Raw genomic sequence first — 18,763 nt, forward strand, 5'->3', positions numbered from 1 at the left:
AGCGCACCCCGACATGAGCTGGTTCGAATCCCTAATCCTCGGTCTCGTCCAGGGGCTTACGGAGTTCCTCCCGATCTCCTCCAGTGCCCACCTCAGGCTGACCGCGGCTTTCGCCGGCTGGCACGACCCGGGGGCGGCCTTCACCGCCATCACCCAGATCGGCACCGAGGCCGCCGTCCTGATCTACTTCCGCAAGGACATCGCGCGGATCATCTCCACCTGGTTCCGTTCCCTCTACACCAAGGCCCTCCGCTCCGAACAGGACGCGAAGATGGGCTGGCTGGTGATCGTCGGATCGATCCCGATCGGTGTCCTCGGCCTCGTCTTCAAGGACGCGATCGTGGGTCCGGCCCGCGACCTGCGACTGACCGCCACCACCCTGATCGTGATGGGCATCGTGCTCGGCTATGCCGACTGGCTGGCCTCGCGCGACGAGCAGGGCGGGAAGCACCGTGTCGTCAAGGAGCGCAAGACGCTCCAGGAGCTGGGCGTCAAGGACGGTCTGATCTTCGGTGTCTGTCAGGCGATGGCGCTGATCCCCGGCGTCTCGCGTTCCGGCGCGACGATCTCCGGCGGTCTGCTCCTGGGCTTCACCCGCGAGGCGGCGGCACGCTACTCCTTCCTCCTCGCCATCCCGGCCGTGCTGGCCTCCGGGGCGTTCGAGATCAAGGACGTGGTCGAGACCCCGGGGCACATCTCCTGGGGGCCGACGATCTTCGCGACGGTCATCGCCTTCTTCGTGGGCTACGCCGTCATCGCCTGGTTCATGAAGTTCATCTCCACCAAGAGCTTCATGCCGTTCGTGATCTACCGGATCGCCCTGGGCATCCTGCTGTTCGTGCTGATCGGCACGGACGTGCTGAGCCCGCACGCCGGCGAGTCCGGCTCGTAGCGACGCCTCGGCAGCGCCATCGCGCATCATCGCGCACCTCATCGCATCGAAATCCCATGATCGTCTCCCAGTCGTCGCCCAGGGGGAGACAGAACGCACACCCCCCAGGGCGTCTGCGTCCGCAAAGCGAGGGATGACACGCGAGGGCCCGCACGGCTTGCCGTGCGGGCCCTCGCGTACAGAGTGGAGCGGGTCAACTGCGGTTCATGGCCGGCCCGGGTGCACTGCCCGGAGGTCTTCGCCCTGTTCAAGACCCGCACAGCGTCAACAACGCTCGTGATCAACACACCTGGGCCGCGACCCGCTCCACGAGGAGCCGCAGTCGCTCGTCCACCGTGCCCCAGACACCGCCGGTGAGGTCGTCCAGCGCCGCAGCGGCCGTGAGGACGATCCGGCCGACGCGCGCCGCCACGTCCTGCCACGTGTGACGGCGAGGACCTGGAGGAGTCGGATGTCCCCGGCCGCCTTCCGACGCTCCCGTGCCCGCCCGGGCGGGTGGGCGCCGGCTGATGTCGGTCGAGCAGGGCGCCGACTTCCACCGGCCGCCCGGCGGGACCGAGCCCGATCCCGCACTCGCACCCGCACCCGCACCCGCACCCGCCCGACGTCCGCTCGCCCCCGGCGGCCTCACCTTCTCAGACCCGGACCGCCATGTCCGAGCGCTACCACCACGGGTCGCGCCACGTCCAGGACCAGCTCACCACCCGGTGTGCCGGCGCCTCCACCTGGACAGTGGTCGTGGCCGGCCCGGCTCCCGCCTCGGATACCGTGTTCCTCTACGGGGTGCCATGACGGATGTGACGCCCCCCACCGGAGGTAGTCGGCGTATGAGTTCAAAGCGCAGCAAGAATCCAGCCCTGCCCGTGCTCGACGACGCATTCCGACTCGCGTCGGTCAAGGACGCCGAGGAGTCCACCCGTGACTTGGCCGCGCGGCTGGCCACCACCGAGCTGCGCCGCGCTTCCCACCCGGGCCGGATCACCTGGGAGCCCACCGATCAGGCCGAGCCCGTACCGGTCCCGCCGACTGTCGTCGACGGTGACGGGGACCTGTGGCTGCGGGACCGGGGCACTGGGTCCTGGACCATGCCCGAGTTCAACCCGAAGGAGTTCCCGGCCCGCTGTGGCGAGGTTCTGACGTGGAACGAGCTTGCCCGCGAGTTCGGCCCGCTGACCGCACTGGCCGACGACCGCCGCATCGGCGGCGGCCGGCGCTGACCGCGCGGCCTTCCGGGATGACCGCGCCCCTGAGAAGGCGTCCCGGAGGTTCTTCGGGCCCTCGGTGGTGAAGGGCAGTCATCCCCACTTCGCGGGCGGCGGTGACGTTGGCGGCGTCGTCGATGAACAGGCAGCGGTGAACTGGCGCCCCGGCTCACCGGGGCGTTTTCACGTGTGTGCTCAGGTCAGCGCAGGCCGTCTGTGTCGTCGTACTCTTCGCCGACCGGGAGTGGCCGACGGTCGTCCCCCTGGTCCTCGCCGTAGATGACCGCGGAGACCGCGCTGTCGTAGGCATCGTCGAGGTTGTTGCCGCTCGTGCCGAGCATGTTCTCCCAGTCGAATCCCATGTCTGCGAGCCTAGCGGTAATCCACCGTCCCCACCTCGAACCGGGTGAACGACCGCCGGCTGTCGCCGTGCCGCACCCGCGGCCGGCCTCGCTTCCGCCAACTCCGGTAGGCAGATGGACGAGCGCACGGTCATGCTGAACATGCTCGCGCAGGACCTGCGTCCGATCGAGCAGTACACCGTCCTGCACGAGCCGGTCGCCGGATGGCTCGACGCGGAGCCGGGGGAGTTCCACCCGCACATCGGCTCGCTCCACGTCTACGAGGAGCACGTCGAGCGGCCGAGGAGCCGACCTCGCTCGCGGCGAGCCCGGCCATGCCCGATCTGCGGACGCCGTGGAACGGCTTCGCCGGCCTACTGATTCAGGATGACGTCCACCATGTGCTTGCCGATCGGGTCCACGCCCGTCCTGACCGCCTCGTTGAGCAGCGCGGCCAGGCCGGGCAGGGTCACCCGGCCCACGATGAGCTCCTCGATGTGGCCGGCCGTCCAGGGAAGCGGTGCCGCCAGCACCGCGCCGGCCGCGGCGAAGTCGGCGCCGGTGGCGCCGTGCGTCCCCACCACCAGTGCGCGGCGCCCGCCCAGCTCCAGTTCGCGCACATCTTCGCCGCGGCGGATGCCGTCCAACAGCACGTGCGTGCCGGGCACCCGCCAGTCCGGCCTGATGCCGCCGAACAGGACGAGACGTCCGCCGCTCCGGGGCAACAGGCGCCAGGCGCTGTCGAAGGTGGTGTCGTCGAGCGACGCCGTGGTCACGACCACGGTGCTGAACGTGCGCGTTCCCACCTCGCTGGTGAGAACCTTCGGCACCTCTCGCAGCAACGCCATCGAGGAGAGCACGGTCAGCCGTTCGGGGCTCCTGTTGACCAGGGTCACCTGACACCCCTTCAGTCTCAGCAGCACCGCGAGCAGTACCCCGGCGCTCCCGGCGCCGACGATCGCCACGTCGGAACCGGCCGAGACCTTGCCGGCGCAGTTGACGGCGCATGCGAGGGGCTCGGTGAAGGCCGCCCGGTCGTCTGGAATGCCGTCGAGCACGGTGGGCAGGGCAGCGCGCAGTTGGTCGGGCGATCCTTCCAGCAGTGTCGTCTCGCTGAACGCGGTGGTCCGGGTCACCGGGACATGCGGGTCCAGGCACACCCTCAGGCCGGGCGGAAAGTCGTCCATGCTGCTGCTGTGAACGAGACCGACCATCTCGTGACCGAAGTCGGACCGGACGTCCCGGCTCCGGCGGACCTCCTTGAGGTCCGAACTACACAGGCCCACTGTCTGTGGGAGAACCAGCACCCATGACGGGGAGGTCGGGCGCGGCCACGGAACGGTGTCGAGCTGAACCCCGCCGGGAACCAACTCCACGCGCCTGCTGGAGGATTCATTCATGGTGACCGCTGTCGGGGAAGCGGACCACGACCTTGACGATCTCAGAACCGTCCTCGGTCCGGAACCGTCCGTCGAGCCGACGATTGATCACATCCACCGCGTCCTCGGGACTCAGTTCATGGGTGATGACGTCGCCGTACCCACGGGGATCCGCACGCAGGACCGATTCCGCTCTGTGCAGCTGGGCCAGGGAGGTCCCCCGATGGCCGGTGACCACCAGTGGTTTGCCCTCGTGTGTAACCGCCGTGACCATGCCCAGTTCAGGGTCGACGCTGCCGCAGACGTTGTGCCGACGCACCCGGCCGACCGTGGCGTCGACGAAGGTGGGGGCGGCGGCCATCGCGTCGAGCGCGGTGACGAGCACCATCGTCCCGCCGGGTCGCAGTGCGTCCGCCGCCTCCCGGACGGCGCTCGCCATCGCCGGCCGTGGGGAACAGACGATCGCCACATCGACCGGCCGCGGCGTACGGTGCCCGGCTACGGAGAGGTGGGTGGGCGCGAGGCGGGAATGGTTCGCCACCCAGGCCAGGCGTTCCGGCCGCGCCTCGACCAGCTCGACATCGTGTCCCAGATCGGTCGCCCTGCGTACGTGGAGCAAGCCGATCGGACCCGCGCCCCAGACCCCGACCGACAGCGGACCGGCCGGGGACGAGTGCTCGATCAGCTCCCACGAGTAGAGGACGGTGCCGAGCGGCTCGCACAGCGTCAGCACCGCTGTCGGGTCCAGCGGTTCGACCTCCTGCAACGCGCTGAGCGGCAGCTCCGGCCCCAGGGGGACCCAGCTGCGGAACAGACCGTCGAAGCTGTGGCCGAGAATCGAGTCCTGGTCGCGCACATCCACGGGGTTGAACGCGACCATCCGATCGCCACCGGGAACGCCGTGCAGAATCCCGATGCCTTCGTGACCGAGCACCGCGGCCACATCCCCCCGGTGGCCCGCGCCGATCTGAACGTCGGTGCCGCACAGCCCTACGGCGAGCATCGACACGTACGGCTGATCTCCCCGTGGCCTCTCCATCGGGACGATCCGGACCTGACGGCCGGAGCGGACCAACTGCGACCCGGTCACGACATCACCTGCAACTGCGGGGTCTGAAGCGCTGCCAGCGCCTCGCCCAGTTCCGCCTCGGTCACATCGTTGACGAACACGGCGCGACCGACGTCCTCCAGCAGAGGCAGGCGTTGCCGGCCGTCACGGTGCAGGCTGGTGTGTGCCAAAGCCTCGACCAGCAGGTCGAGGGTCATCTCCCGATGACTCGTCGGCAGGTCCAGGTCGGTCAGGACGCGGATGACGCGGTCGGCGACGGCCGGCGCCAGCAGACCCCGGTTCCGCGAGAGCATGACGGTCACGGCAAGGTCGATGGCGACGGCTTCACCGTGCAGCAGCGTGGGTTCGAGGGACATCTCCAGAGCACCGGAGAACGCGTGCCCGATGTCCGCGAGCCGGTCCAGCCGGTCCTCGCCGAGATTTCCGACAAGTTCGCCGAGCATGGCCGCGATGCTGCGCTCGATGACCTCGGACTCCACGCGCGGGTCCGGTGTGCCCGCGGCAAGCGTACGGCTGTGAGCGTCGAGGAGGTTGAACAGCGTCACATCGGCGACGACCGCTATCTTGATCGCCTCGCCGAGGCCGCAGCGGTACTCGCGGGGATCCAGCGTGGACAGGAATCCCGGGTCGATGACGACCTGGCTCGGACGGCTGTAGGTGCCCAGCCGGCTCTTCTGCCCGCCGTAGTTGATCGCCGTCTTGACGCCGATGCCGGCGTCGATCATCCCGAGCAGGGTGGTCGGCACCTTGATGAGTGGAACACCCCGCCGGTAGATGCCGGCGGTGAAGCCCACGAGATCGAGCAGTACGCCGCCGCCCACCGCGACGACCGGTTCCGATCGACGCAGCAGACCGAACCGGTCGAAGGCGTCCACCAGATCGGACACCGCGGCCAGGTTCTTCCCCGACTCGTCCGGTTCGAGAAGCAGCGTCTCGAGGGTGATGTTCTCCGATCCACCCGTCAGCGCGTTCGTCAGTGCGTCCCCGTAGATCTCCCACACACGCTTGTCGGTCACGACGAGCCGCCGTGCGGCACCGTGCGGGCCCGGCCTCGCCGCGACCTGCGGCGTGCTTCGGCCGGAAGCGAGCGTGTTCGGAGCCATGACCACGCTGTACGACTTCGGTTCGTCACCCGGCACGATCCAGCTTCGTGCCCCGGCGGCGCCGGAGCGGGCCGACATCCCGGCTCCGTGCAGCGCGAGCTCGGCATCGGGTGAGGCCACCTGAATCGTGCCGGCCAGTGAACCCGACCGTCCGTAGAGCCCCACCGCATCCATCTCGGCCGTCAGACACTCCAGGTATGCACGGCCGAGCCCCGCCGGCACTCCGCCGGTGAGAACCACACGGTCGATCTCGGCATCGGTACTGAGAACCGAGAGGAGTGCGTGCGCGAGCGGCCGCGTCACGGCTTTGAGCACGGTGAGCGCCTCTGGCTCACCGGCGGCCACGGCCTGGGTGAACTGACTGTTCAGCGGAGCGTCGGCGGCCAGCCAGGACGCGCCCTCGGCAGCGAGTAACGTGAGGATCCGGTCGATGCCACGACCCGATGCGTACGCGCTGAGATGCCCGGTCGCACCGCAGTCACAGCGCAGCACGATCTCCCGTTCGCCGATTCGGAACGCGGCCGGCAGATGCCCGATCTCACCCTGCAGTCCGGTGTCCGCGGATACCGGAACCCTGCCGGTACCGACCTCGACGGTCCGCAGCCCGATACCGCTGCCGACGACGACGGCGGCGAGTCGGCGCAGTCCCTGGGCGTCCGGCCGAGCCGCCAACGCCACCGCGCTCGCCGTGACATCGTTGACGACCGTCCACCGGAACTCGGACGCCGCATCCCGTAGTGCCCCAGCGGTGTCGAACCGCTGCGCGGCCCCGTCACCCCAGAGCGGGCCGGACCCCACCGTCATGCCGGTACGTGCATCGATCGCCGCGCCCAGCGACACCCCGACCGCGGTCACCCGGTGGCGGCGGGCCAGCCGGCGCGCATCAGCGACGATCAGGTCCACGAGGCGCTGATGCAGGGAGGCCGCCTCCTCCCCCGGGTGGCTCGTCCAGGACGGAGTCGCCCGCACGGTGAGGTCGTGCAGGCGGCCCTCGCCGTCCAGCACCGCCGAGCGCGCGTGGGTCCCGCCGACATCGAAGACCAGAACGGCGTCGTTGGTCGTCATGAGCACACCCGTATCGATGTCGGTGTCTCCCCGCAGCGTTCGACCACGAATCGGGCGTCCTCGACCGGGAAGAAGTCCGTGCGCATCGGGGGCTCGTCGAGAACAGCCGGCGACAGGTGGTGCCTGAGCACTTCGGCAGGAGTAACAGAGTCCGAGCAAGGACGGCTCAGAGTCATCGAACACATGAAATGTGGGTCTCCCTCTTACGAACAGGATGCATGCCGTCACCGGTGCGATCCTCAGGATATTAGCAAGCTGTCAAGACAGGCCGACACGCTGAGGTCCATTGAGGCTAGCAGCCCAAATATTGCCCTTTGGGGCACTCCTCAAAAGTAGGTCTTGACACGGACCGAACCCTCGTGATTTGCTCTGGCAGCGAGTTGTTGATCATGGTCCGAAATTGTTAGGCCAGAGGTGGCGGTGAATATTGCCCCCATTCTGTTCGAACTCGGCCCACTCGGCGGGGGAGCTTGCTTTGAGCGAGCGGTGCAACAAGGAGGGGTAATGCGACGCAGCACGGCTGTGTTATCAATATCGGGGAGGCTGTCCGAACTGGCGGCCGACATTCCGGATAACCCTGCGATCATCGAAGTGGTCGCCGGCGGTTCGCATCGCGAAATCACGTACCAGCGCCTCTGCGAAGACGTTTCAGCGCTTGCAGAGTTGTTCGACTCCTGGAAGCGCGACATGGACGGCGATGCCGTCATCTGCCATCCGGCGTCCGTCTCCATCGAGTCGGCGAAGATCATCCTGGCTGCACTGTGTGCAGGCGTCACGGTGTTCCCGCACTCACCACAGATCGATGCAGAGGTGCTTTCCGGCGCATTGAGCCGTGCCGGGCTGAGCGGTGATACCCGATGCGTCCGGATACCCCCACAGCACGAAACCGATCAGGACTCGGGTGCGACTGTTCGCATCACACGCTGGGAATCTCCCGCCGAAGGACGCCGTCCGCAGTATCTCCTGGCGACGAGCGGATCGACGGGAATCCCGAAGCTTGTTCCGTTCTGGAATTTCGGCAGCTACGACCCCAGGGCTGTGCCCGATGCCGTATTCCGGACCTGCAAGTGGCAGAGCGGGCAGAAACAGCTGATTGTACTTCCGATCTACCACATAGGGACGGTAGCCGCACTCATCCAAGGAGTGCTGGATCGGAATCAGGTTTTCCTGGCGAATCGGTTGGACCCGGAAGAGTTGCTCGACACGATCGCGGACCGCCGGATCGAGTGGCTCATGCTGACCCCGAATTACATGAACCACCTGCTGCCCGCCGCCGTGCGTCACCCCGAGCGCTTGAACAGCCTGAACGCAATTCTGCACACCGCACTGCCATGTCCTGCGCCGCTGAAACAGGCCTGGCTGGATCTCTTGGGCGGCGAACGCGTCTTCGAGATGTACGGGGGCACCGAAGGCGTCGGTGTCACCGTGATCAGTGGCTCCGAGTGGATGGCGAGGCCCGGATCGGTCGGGCGTGGGCTGCTGACGGAAATACGGATCGGTGACGCGCGGGGCCTGGAACGCGGTGAAGACGGCATCGGCCTGATCTACCTTCGCCGGTTCGGCGCCTCCGCTCGCACCCACTCGGCAACTCCTTGGCTCCAGAGCACTTCTGACGGCTTCGCCAGCCTGGGCGACATGGGGTGGGTCGACGAGGACGGGTACCTCTACGTCTTCGACCGCGCGGCGAACCAGACAGCCACCTCCAGCGGGGTCGCCTGGCTCGGACGTCTGTCGTTGGTCCTGCGGACCCACCCGGACATCCTGGACGCCGAAGGCATCGCGCTCACGGACGCCGGCCACGTCGACGTGGGGATGCTGCTCGTCACACGCGACTCGCAGACTGTCCCCGATCTCGCGGAACTCGAGAGGTTCTGCGCCACCCAGATGGGCGGTCACGAGTTCCCGCAGGTCTACCTGCAGGTGGACGAGATACCTCGGTCAGAGATCGGCAAGCCCGACGCCACGGCAATAAGGGCGATCTTCGAATCCGCCAGTTCTCGGCAATTCCGCACGCCCGTAACGTCCCGCTTCGAAGAGGAGGTGCCTCATGGCTCGACAGCTTGACGTTTCACTCTTCCGCAAGGTCTGCCCTGACGCGCTCGGCGCATCCTTCCAGGAGAGCCCCGAACCCACCGTCAACATATCCACCAATGGCGGCCAGTCGGGCATTGACATCCGCACGGCATTCCGTGAATGTTATGACGTAGACGTTCGGCGAGTGCGATTCATCGGCGGGCTCGAATGGCCGGCGGAAGGTTGGTGCGACCACCGGACCGCGCTGGGCGACAGTTCGACAGAAACTCAATTCGAATATGTCTACACCCAGCCGTCGGACCCGCTGGAGCAGGCGCTTGCGAAGTTCTGGGAGGAGCTTCTCGAAGTGCGGGAAGTCGGTGCTTCCGATGACTTCTGGAAGCACGGCGGAGACTCCCTCGGAGCGGTTGAGACCATCGAATTCCTGGCTCAGGAGTACGGCGTCCAGATCGGCTTCTTCGAAGTCGGCGACAATTTCACCGTCGCCCGGCTGGCGACGCTCGTCCGCGAGCGGTCCCGGCCCTAGAGACTCATCCTCGGTTTGGGCTCGCCACCTCGGTGTGCGGCCTGTGCGGAGGATGGAACCGTAAAACACAATTCCTGTCTGGAGGTGAACCATGGAGTACTTCAACACCGAGATCGTGGACATCGAGTCCCTGTCCGACGAGGCCCTCGACGACATCGTCGGCGGTATCGCGGTCATCAACGGTCACTGCGTCTCTTAATAGGCGGTACCTGAATCTTGGCTGGCATCCGGAATTTCGGATGCCAGCCAAGAATTTCAGCGATATGGAGAACGACATCATGCACCACCAGGGTCAGAAAGCGGTACCGCTGACGCTCCCGCAGCTTTTGATTCACCGGACTCTGCGCGGCGGCATGGATTCCGGGCCGACCCTGGAACTGTCTTATCGCATCGAAGGACCGCTGGATGTCCCGGCATTCATCGCGAGCGTCGGCGATGTCGTCGGAAGTCACGACGCGCTGCGGTTGGCGATCTGCGATTGCGGGGACTCCGGGCCGCACCAGTGGGCGAGGGAGACGCCCCCGCCGGCCGAGCTGGTCACCTGCCAGCAGATCAAGGCCGGATCCGAGGAGCGGTTCTCCCGGTTCGCCTCCTTCCTGGCGACGAAGGATGTCTCCGAAGCCTGGGACCTGCGAACGGAGTTTCCGTTCCGGTTGCGGCTGCTCCAGTACTCCCCCGATCATTACGCGTTCATCGCGACCTTTTCCCAGCTCGCGGTCGACGGCAGCGTTCGGGCGGTCTTCGGCGGGGACCTGTGGCAGGCGTATCGCCGGCGCCTGGGCGATCACGAAGCCGTCGCCGAACCGGGTCCGCAGTTCCTGGACACAGCCGCGGAGCGCGAGGCCCTGGCCGCCAACAGTCGTGACATCGCCGACTTCTGGCGGCGCCGGTACGCCCGGATACCTCGGGACTGGGGCTTCCTCGCCTCCTCCGTCCCCAACACGCCCGATACGCCCGACACGGCGCCCGACACGGCGGAGACCGGCAGCGTGGAGACGGGCTTCGTCCTCGAGGGCGAGCGGCTTCGCGCGATGCGGCAGGCGGCGCGGTCGAACAACGCCACGGAATTCATCTGGATCCAACACGCCCTGGCGTCAGCGGTGTTCGAGCACACCGATGCGGACTCCATCCCGGTCTGGCTGCCCGTCGACAGCCGGAGCATGCGGGAACGGCGGCTGCTCGGCATGCTCACACTGGGCTTGCCGATGGTCGTCGACCGCGGTGCCGCGCCGTCCGAACTCATCCGAACGCTGTCCGGCGACTGGTTCGACACGCTGCGGCACCGCCGGGTCACCCGGGAGACCGTCGATGCCAGCGGGGTCGCCCATCTGGGGGATCTGGTAGCGGGGCCGGATCGCAGTGTGCGCTTCGCCTACGTAAGCCATCCTCGCCATCGGCTCACGAACACGGTGGGCGATCTTGTCGTGAAGTACGGCGCCTACGCGCCTCGGGTCGAGCGCGTAGTCAGTGGAGTGCAGTTGAAGGCCGGGAGCTGGGACGACAGCGTCCATTTCCGTTTCCTCTGCAACCGGTCCCGACTCACGGAGACCGCGGCGCGGCAGATGACGGCCGCCATCGAGCGGACCCTGCTGGGTTGAGTCCAGCCGCCTGTCGTACGTCCGTCCAGACCACTACTTCCGAAGGGAGGTGCCGTACATGATCGAATCCGATGAAGCGACCGAAGCCGGGCCGTCCGAGTCTCCGGTTCCGGGGCCGATAGGCCGGGCCAGGTTCAGCCGTCAAGCGGCCGAGAAGCGCGCTTCCAGCCGGCGCTTGGGAGATGCCCTCGCACTGCCTGGACTGCTGGCGGAGTCTCGTGAGGGACGCTTGCGCAAGCTCGTCTCGGCAGCCTCGGCAGCGCTGCCGAGAGGACGTCGGCAGCGGGTGCCGGTCTACTACCAGACAGAGGCCGCCGACTGCGGGCCCACGAGCCTGGCGATGGTCCTGGCCTTCCTGGGCATCGATGGGGACATCGCAGCCGTGCGGCGCCAACTCAACGGAGGTCAGGCGGGGGTCTCGGCGCGGGCGCTCCTCCAGACGGCCAGGCACTTCGGAGCTCTCGGGCGCGGTGTGCGGGTCGGTGTGGGGGGACTCAGCCGTCTGAAGGCCGGCAGCATCCTGTTCTGGAACTTCAACCACTTCGTCGTGCTCGAGAAGGCGACCGCGACGCACGCCTTCATCGTCGATCCGGCCGTGGGGCGCCGCCGCCTCAAACTGAGTGAGGTCGCGGACGTCTTCACCGGGGTGGCACTGGAGTTCGAAGCGCCGCTCACCGACGGCCGCGCGCCGGTGCGCCGCCGTGGACCGGGCGTCGCGCACAGCTCCTGGCAGTACCTCAAGCTGTTCGTCACCCGGGACCGCCGCTGGATAAGCCTGACGATCGCGTCGTTCCTGCTGCTCGTCTTCAACTTCGCCACCCCGTTCGCCTCCTCCTATCTGGTCGCCCATGTCGGCGCCGGAGGGCAGTCGGAGCAGGGGATCGTCATCCTCTGCCTCGCGCTGGTGGGATGTGTTTCGTTCGCGCTGCTGCAGATCGTCCGCGCACTGGCGCTCATAGCGCTCCAGTCGATCGCGGATCGGCGTGTCACGCTCGGCGTGTTCGGTCACCTGCTCTCCCTGCCGTACGACTACTTCACCAGGCGGAACCCCGGTGACCTCGCGCTGCGGGTGCGGACCAGCACGGCGGTCCGGCAAGTCCTGACGGGCGCGGCCCTTTCCGCCGTGTTCGACGGCACGTTGGTGCTGGTCTACCTGAGCCTGCTCCTGTTGATCGACATACAGTTCGCGCTGCTCAGCATGGCGCTGGCGGCTGTGATGGTGGCCGTCCTCGTCGTGTTCTGGAAGAAGCAGCGCTACCTCTCCGCGGAGGAGCTGGAGCGGCAGTCCATCTCCGAGGGCGCACTCCACGAGCTGCTGGACGGGCTACAGACGATCAAGGCCTGCGGCCTGGAGGACACCGCGCACGATCGCTGGAGCCACACCGTCGTCGACGAGATCAACCAGCGGGGCCTGAGCCGGCGGAACCAGGCCATCGGCTCGGCGTTGAGCACGACGATCCAGTTCCTCGCGCCGCTCGCGGTGCTCAACCTGGGCTACTTCAGGATTTTGAACGGTACGGCGTCGCTGAGCTCGGTGGTGGGGTTCACCTCGCTCGCCGTCGGGATGTTCGTGCCCCTGGCGGGCGTCGTCCAGAGCGCGCTCCAGGTCGCCGGCCTCGGCGCGACGCTCTCCAGGCTGACGGACGTGCTGGGCACCGAACCGGAGGAACGGCCGGCTGATGCCATACCGCTGGACAACGTGAGCGGTCCGGTCGAGCTCCGAGACGTGTCGTTCGCCTACGCGGGGAGCTCCACGCCGGTCCTGAGCGAGGTCAATCTCTGCTTCGAGGGTGGGAAGTTCACGGCGATCCTGGGGCGGTCGGGTTCCGGCAAGTCGACGATGGCCTCCATCATCGCCGGGCTCCAGACCCCGAGCAGCGGATCCGTCACCATCGACGGCCATCCCATGAACCAGCTCGACCGAGTGTCGCTGAGGCGTTCGATCTCGTATGTCTCACAGGATTCCAGGCTCTTCGCCGGCACCATCTGGCAGAACATCACCTATGCCCAGCCTGGCTCCTCGTTCGAGGAGATCAAACAGGCGGCGATACTGGCGTGCATCCACGACGACATCATGGCGCTCCCCATGAAGTACGACACGCTGCTCGGCCCGGGAGGTCTGGGCCTGTCGGGCGGCCAGCGTCAGCGTATCGCTCTCGCTCGTGGGTTGATCCGGAAGCCTCAACTGCTGGTTCTCGACGAAGCGACGAGCGCGTTGGACAGCGCGACCGAGCGGGCGATCTTCAGCGGACTGGCCGCCATCGACCACACCTTGATCGTCATCGCGCACCGCTTGACCGTGCTCGAGGCCACCGACCAGGTGATCGTCGTCGACTCCGGCCGGGTAGCCGCTCAGGGTGAATACAAGGATCTGGTGGCCAATTCTCCGATCCTGCGCACGCTCATGGCCGGCCAGGGGGAATCCCAGGCCTGAGACGGCCTCATGTTCTGCAGCTACAGGCGTTACTCCTAGGCATGTGCCCTGGACCGAAGGGAAGTTGGCGAGTTGCTCTCCGAAGTAAAGAATCAAATGTTGACCCAGGTCGGCCCAGGGACTCCCATGGGTGAACTGTTGCGACGGTACTGGCACCCGATCGCCGCTGTCTCGGAGTTCGCCGAGAAGAGGGTGAAGACACTTCGGTTGATGGGAGAGGACCTGGTCCTCTACCGGACGGACAGCGATGAGTTCGGCCTGATGCAACGGCGGTGTCCCCACCGTGGCGCGGACATGGGCCAGGGCTGGGTCGAAGGCCAGAGCCTGCGCTGCTCCTACCACGGCTGGATGTTCGATCAAGCCGGAACGTGCGTTGAGCAGCCCTATGAGGACATGGCCGAGTCAGCCGCGCCGTTCCGGGACAAGGTGAAGGTCACGTCATACCAGGCTGTCGGGTTCGCTGGAATGGTCTGGGCCTATCTGGGCCCGGCGCCGGCTCCGCTCATACCCATGCTCGAACCCTTCACCTGGAACCGTGGCTTCGTCCAGGTCATCCTGTCCGAACTCCCGTGCAACTGGCTGCAGTGCCACGAGAACGCCGTGGACCCCGTGCACTTCGAGTGGCGGCACACCAACTACGTCGCGCGCGCGGGGAATCCCGAGAACCCCGAAGTCGGCCCCCGCCATACGAATATCGAGTTCGAGGAGTTCGAGTTCGGTATCGCCGTGGCCCGGCGAGCCGAGCTGACGACCCCCGTCCTGCCCATTCCGCTCGCCCCGACGAACCAGCTGGACAGCAGTGGCATCGCGTGTCTGTGGCCGAACGTGCTGTACGCCGGAAGCAGTCTCGAGTGGCGTGTTCCGATAGACGACACCCGCACACTCAACATCGTCTGGCACTACTCTCCGCTCCCGAAGGACATGCCCTCGGTCGATCAGGATCCGGTCCCCCACTGGTACGGACCCGTGACCGACGACAATGGCGAGCTGATCACCAGCCACATCATGAACCAGGACTTCGCGGCATGGGTGGGCCAGGGTGAGATAGCGGATCGCACCAGCGAACACCTGGGTCGCAGTGACGAGGGGATCATCCTGCTGCGCAAGCGGCTCTTCGCGGACATCGAGCGCGTCTCCCAGGGTGAGGACCCGCGCGGAACCGTTCGTGATCCCGAGCTGAACACCTGTATCGACCTGCCCTTGGACCGGCCCCAGCTGTACCGCGAAGGAGTCGATCGCGAGTTCTTCGAATGGCGACTCAAGAGGGTCTTCGACTGGCGGCTCAGCGACGATCCGTCCTATGCCATGCAAGCGGGGCAGCCGGCACACGTGCGGCACGCATTTGAGAATGCCATGGGAATCAGTCAGGACTTCTTGACCGGTCAGGATGGCTAGTCCTCACGTCAGTGCCGTCGGGGCCATGAGGGCTGTCGGCAGGGTCAGCGTCGTGATCGCCAAGAAGGAGAGAGTATGTCGGTGAACAGAAAGTCGACCGCGCAGCTGGTCACAGAAGCTGCGGATATGCGGAAATTGATCATCGAAAAGATGTCCGTCGACGGCGGCCACGTCGGCTCGCCGCTGGCGGTCATCGAAGTGATCCAGGCACTGGTCGAGGTCTTTGATTTCCCCAAGGACAAGATCGTCTTCGATGGCGCACACCAGATGCACGCCTACAAGCTGCTGACCGACCGTGCCGAAGCCTTCGCCACCATGGACCACCGGGGCGGAATCGGCGAGTACGCCGACATCCACGAGAGTCCCTACGATTTCTACATCGGCGGCCGTATCGGGATCTCCATCTCGGCCGCCCTCGGCTACGCCGTCAACCACCCCGAGTACAAGTCGATCGCACTGCTCGGCGATGGCTCCATGACCGCCGGACAGCCCTACGAGGCACTCAATCACGCCGGTGCTCTCACGCCGAACCTGCTGGTCATCTACAACGACAACGACTTCGCCGTCACGGAGACCGTCGGGTACCTGCACACCAGAAGCACCGTGCGCGAGTTCAGCGAGAGCCTGGGCTTCGAATACGTGGGCGCTGTGGACGGACACGACACACCGAAGCTGATCGAGCTGTTCGACGACATCAAGCAGAAGAAGCACCCGGTATTCCTTCACGTGAAGACCGTCAAGGGCAAGGGTTACGAGCCCGCCCTTCGGGATCCCGTCACGTTCCACTGGCTCGATCCGTTCGACCTCGCAACGGGCGAACTGAAGAAGAAGCCCGTCAACAAGTTCCGGGACCTGATCCTCGAGAAGGCACCCCAACTGGTGGAGAAGCACGGGGAGGTGTACTACGTCTCGCCCGCCGCCGGCCGGAGCACGGGCCTCAAGGAGCTCAAGAAGACATATCCCGACCATGTTTTCGACACCGGGATCAATGAGCAGCACTGCGTGACGTTCTCCGCCGGCCTGGCCTTGAACGGCAACAAGGTGATCTGCTTCATTCCCGCAACCTTCTTCCCCCGGGCGCTGGACCAGATCACCGACGCGTGCATGCTGCGGGTCCCCATGGTGTTCGTTCTGCCGGGATCGGGCATTTCAGCCCAGGGGCAGACCCTGCAGGGGATCTACACCTTGCCGATCCTCAATGCGATGCCCAATGCCGAGCTGTACCACCCGTCAAGCCTGGCCGAGTTCGGCCTGATCCTCGACCGGGCGCTCGAGCACGAGCACGACGGTCCGGTCTTCATCCACAAGCCCGGCGAGGACATCGAGATCGGCATCACCGAGAGCGGTGTCGTCGAAGTGCGGGAGGGCGGCAAGCTCAGCGTCATATCGATCGGGAACACGCTGGGCAAGGCACTTCGGCTGGCCGACGCGCTGGGCGACGTCCAGGTTCTGCACATCCAGAAGGTCAAGCCGGTCGACCTCGAAGCACTCAAGCGCGCCATGGGCGATACCAGCAGGATGCTGATCCTGGAGGACGGCTTTGTGCGGTCGGGCATAGGGCAGCATATTGTCGCCAACCTCCTGCACAAGCCGATGAGCTATGAGATCCTCGGGATCCGGGAGCGCTTCCCCAGCATCGGCACGCTGGATGAGGTATTCGAGGACATCGGTTTCGACGATGCGGCAGTGCTGGCGGCGGCGCAGCAGCTCATAAACGCGTAGGACATGATGGCAGAGATGACACGACTACTCCACAAGGGGGAATTCACCGAACTGTGGTACCGTCGCGACGCCAATATCGGACCGCTCGTCAGAAAGTTTTCCGCACATCCGGGCGACGATAAATTGGAAAACGAAGCGGCCTTTATTCGTGACACCCTGCCGGAACCGGCCAGAGAATACTTCTGCCAGGTCATCGGGGTCGAGCGGGACGTACCCGGCCGAAGCTTTTCGTACGAAATGCCCTATTACGAGGGCAGGCTGCTCAGGAACATAGCTCTCGATGGGAACACCGGGGTCGTCGAGGCGGTCAACCATGTCAAGGCGAGCATCAAGGCCCTCAAAACAACGCTGTACGCGCATCCCTCCACCGAGCAGCCTGCCGCGTTCGCCCGCAAGTACTACATCGATCGGGTGGAGAAGCGGCTTGATCGATATACCGACCGAGCCGACCGGGTCGTCGATATCACAGGTGCCAACGTCGGCGAGCTGAGCAGATTTCAGCTGGACCTGGTCTTCAGGGATATCATCAGCAGATCATCGATATCCCTCAACGGGCGCAGCCTGCTCACGCCGCTCGCCATTCTGGACAGAATCAAGGCCAGCCCGTCCCTGATGAAGACCATGGTGCCTCAGCGAGAATCGATGCGGCTCATACATGGTGATCCCCATCTGGGGAACATCATGATCAGAGAGGGTACGGACAAGCCGCTGTTCTTCGACCCGAACGGCTTTCACACCGGCGGCGACATGGCCTACGACATCGGCAAGTTCATCATCTCACTTGACTACGTCGAGCCTGCTTTTGAAAAGAAGCTTGCCTTGTCGACCGTATCGTCAAGTGGCGGCGAAATCACGGTCGAAGGCCTGAAGAGCTTCATCGATCCCGACCTCGGCCTTCGGTTCAGGAAGATAGCGCGAGCCGTGATCGAGGACGTGCTGCCCGAGACATTCGCGGCTGATCTGGCCGCCGACCCGAGACTCCTCGACCGAGCCATCCTCGCCGCCGACCTCCACGCCTTCGCCTCCGCGCACACCTTCATCCCGACCGCGCGGTCCGAGATTGCCCTGCCGTTCATGCTCTATTACCTGGAGACGGCAAACGACCATCTGGACCTGATCGAAAAAGCCGATACCGACACATCGGCCCGAAGTGTACTACTCCCCTCGATCGTGCAGGCATCATGATGCCGGAATTTACCGACCATCTCTTTGAGCAGGTCATCGACTTCGTGAAGTCGGCCGGGGACTCGGCCTTCGACCAATGGCGGAGTTTCGATGTCGTCGAGATCAAGGACATCGGCGGCGACCTGGCCACGAACCTTGACCGTGAAATCGAAAGGGCGTTTCACGGGCTGTGCCGCGAAATCTTTCCCGGGTGCGGCTTCAGAGGGGAGGAGCTTCCCGACCTGAGAACCGAGAGCAGTAACGGCTACACGTGGAACATCGACCCGATCGACGGGACGAAGAACTTCGCCAACGAGGTGCCGATATGGAGTCTGACCGTCAGTCTCGAAAAAGACGGCACACCGATATTCGGAGTAATATACAACCCGGTCAGCAGGCAGCTCTACACGGCCATGGCAGGCCGCGGAGCCTATCTCAACGGCCGTCGGCTCTCTTTCAAGGCTCCTACGGATCCGGCCCGAATGCAGCTGGCCATCGATTTCTTCATGCGCCAGGAAGATCCGGCAAAGAAAGCCAGGCAAGACGTTCTGCTGGCCGAGTTGTTTCACTCGTTCTACCGGGTGCGAAGCATAGGATCGGGTGCACTGTCCCTCGGCTGGCTCGCCCAGGGACACTTTGGTGGATACCTCAGTTGGGGACTCACCGAGAACAAGTTCATTGATGTCGCCGCCGGCCTTGTCATTGCGCAGGAGGCCGGCGCTGCGGTCCGCATCGAGAGTCTCGACGCCGGCTCGTCCGTGCTCGTGGTCGGGAGTGAACCCATCTGTGACATGCTGCTGGCGCTGGCCAACGGGCCGGGAGCTCTCTGAGCCCGGCGG

16 protein-coding genes are annotated in these 18,763 nt (G+C 65.7%); 11 read left to right on the forward strand and 5 right to left on the reverse strand.

All coding sequences use genetic code 11. The features are described 5' to 3' along the window. Positions 1-13 precede the first annotated feature (13 nt). Complete coding sequence (locus ACFYW3_RS15790; RefSeq protein WP_329446849.1) at positions 14-892, forward strand: undecaprenyl-diphosphate phosphatase; 879 nt, start codon at positions 14-16, stop codon at positions 890-892. A 280-nt stretch (positions 893-1,172) separates the two neighbouring features. On the opposite strand, the gene ACFYW3_RS15795 is transcribed toward ACFYW3_RS15790, so the two are convergent. Then, a complete protein-coding gene (locus ACFYW3_RS15795) occupies positions 1,173-1,304 on the reverse strand; it encodes a hypothetical protein (protein ID WP_389386549.1) in 132 nt (43 codons plus the stop codon). A gap of 415 nt (positions 1,305-1,719) precedes the next feature. On the opposite strand from ACFYW3_RS15795, the gene ACFYW3_RS15800 reads away from it, so the two are divergent. Beyond that, positions 1,720-2,109, forward strand: coding sequence for a hypothetical protein (locus ACFYW3_RS15800; protein ID WP_351755144.1), 390 nt, complete (start codon positions 1,720-1,722; stop codon positions 2,107-2,109). Positions 2,110-2,294: 185 nt separating this feature from the next. On the opposite strand, the gene ACFYW3_RS15805 is transcribed toward ACFYW3_RS15800, so the two are convergent. Then, a complete protein-coding gene (locus ACFYW3_RS15805; protein ID WP_389386550.1) occupies positions 2,295-2,456 on the reverse strand; it encodes a hypothetical protein in 162 nt (53 codons plus the stop codon). A 114-nt stretch (positions 2,457-2,570) separates the two neighbouring features. Between ACFYW3_RS15805 and ACFYW3_RS15810 the strand changes: the two genes are divergently transcribed. Beyond that, on the forward strand, positions 2,571-2,816 hold the full coding sequence (locus ACFYW3_RS15810) for a hypothetical protein (protein ID WP_389386551.1): 246 nt from the start codon (positions 2,571-2,573) through the stop codon (positions 2,814-2,816). Here ACFYW3_RS15810 and ACFYW3_RS15815 read toward each other — a convergent pair. The 3 genes from ACFYW3_RS15815 to ACFYW3_RS15825 are packed head-to-tail and all read right to left on the reverse strand — an operon-like array spanning position 2,810 to position 7,234. Then, entirely contained in the window at positions 2,810-3,835 is a 1,026-nt protein-coding gene (locus tag ACFYW3_RS15815) for an FAD-dependent monooxygenase (RefSeq protein WP_351755136.1), read from the reverse strand. The two genes, ACFYW3_RS15810 and ACFYW3_RS15815, sit on opposite strands and share 7 nt — an antisense overlap. Continuing rightward, positions 3,828-4,904, reverse strand: coding sequence for a hypothetical protein (locus tag ACFYW3_RS15820; protein WP_351755133.1), 1,077 nt, complete (start codon positions 4,902-4,904; stop codon positions 3,828-3,830). The genes ACFYW3_RS15815 and ACFYW3_RS15820 overlap by 8 nt, the downstream gene beginning before the upstream one ends. Then, positions 4,901-7,234, reverse strand: a complete 2,334-nt coding sequence (locus ACFYW3_RS15825) for an ROK family protein (protein ID WP_389386552.1) — start codon at positions 7,232-7,234, stop codon at positions 4,901-4,903. Before ACFYW3_RS15825 ends, ACFYW3_RS15820 begins: the two co-directional genes overlap by 4 nt. A 321-nt stretch (positions 7,235-7,555) precedes the next feature. On the opposite strand from ACFYW3_RS15825, the gene ACFYW3_RS15830 reads away from it, so the two are divergent. The 8 genes from ACFYW3_RS15830 to ACFYW3_RS15865 all read left to right on the forward strand — a co-directional run bounded on the left by ACFYW3_RS15830 (position 7,556) and on the right by ACFYW3_RS15865 (position 18,754). After that, positions 7,556-9,115 carry a class I adenylate-forming enzyme family protein gene (locus ACFYW3_RS15830; protein ID WP_389386553.1) on the forward strand — a complete coding sequence of 520 codons (1,560 nt, stop codon included), beginning with the start codon at positions 7,556-7,558 and terminating at the stop codon, positions 9,113-9,115. Further along, on the forward strand, positions 9,099-9,611 hold the full coding sequence (locus ACFYW3_RS15835) for a phosphopantetheine-binding protein (protein ID WP_389386554.1): 513 nt from the start codon (positions 9,099-9,101) through the stop codon (positions 9,609-9,611). The genes ACFYW3_RS15830 and ACFYW3_RS15835 overlap by 17 nt, the downstream gene beginning before the upstream one ends. A gap of 263 nt (positions 9,612-9,874) precedes the next feature. Continuing rightward, a complete protein-coding gene (locus tag ACFYW3_RS15840; protein ID WP_389386555.1) occupies positions 9,875-11,209 on the forward strand; it encodes a condensation domain-containing protein in 1,335 nt (444 codons plus the stop codon). 58 nt (positions 11,210-11,267) lie between these two features. Then, on the forward strand, positions 11,268-13,643 hold the full coding sequence (locus ACFYW3_RS15845) for a peptidase domain-containing ABC transporter (RefSeq protein WP_389386556.1): 2,376 nt from the start codon (positions 11,268-11,270) through the stop codon (positions 13,641-13,643). Positions 13,644-13,769: 126 nt separating this feature from the next. Further along, positions 13,770-15,038, forward strand: coding sequence for a Rieske 2Fe-2S domain-containing protein (locus tag ACFYW3_RS15850; protein ID WP_389386557.1), 1,269 nt, complete (start codon positions 13,770-13,772; stop codon positions 15,036-15,038). A 75-nt stretch (positions 15,039-15,113) separates the two neighbouring features. After that, complete coding sequence (locus ACFYW3_RS15855) at positions 15,114-16,760, forward strand: 1-deoxy-D-xylulose-5-phosphate synthase N-terminal domain-containing protein (protein ID WP_351755115.1); 1,647 nt, start codon at positions 15,114-15,116, stop codon at positions 16,758-16,760. 15 nt (positions 16,761-16,775) lie between these two features. Continuing rightward, positions 16,776-17,945: a phosphotransferase gene (locus tag ACFYW3_RS15860; RefSeq protein ID WP_389386558.1), complete on the forward strand. Its 1,170-nt coding sequence runs from the start codon at positions 16,776-16,778 to the stop codon at positions 17,943-17,945. Beyond that, entirely contained in the window at positions 17,942-18,754 is an 813-nt protein-coding gene (locus tag ACFYW3_RS15865) for an inositol monophosphatase family protein (RefSeq protein WP_389386559.1), read from the forward strand. The genes ACFYW3_RS15860 and ACFYW3_RS15865 overlap by 4 nt, the downstream gene beginning before the upstream one ends. The last annotated feature ends 9 nt before the right edge of the window (positions 18,755-18,763 follow it).

It is taken from the genome of Streptomyces sp. NPDC002602, from assembly GCF_042889445.1.
Classification (GTDB): Bacteria; Actinomycetota; Actinomycetes; order Streptomycetales; family Streptomycetaceae; genus Streptomyces.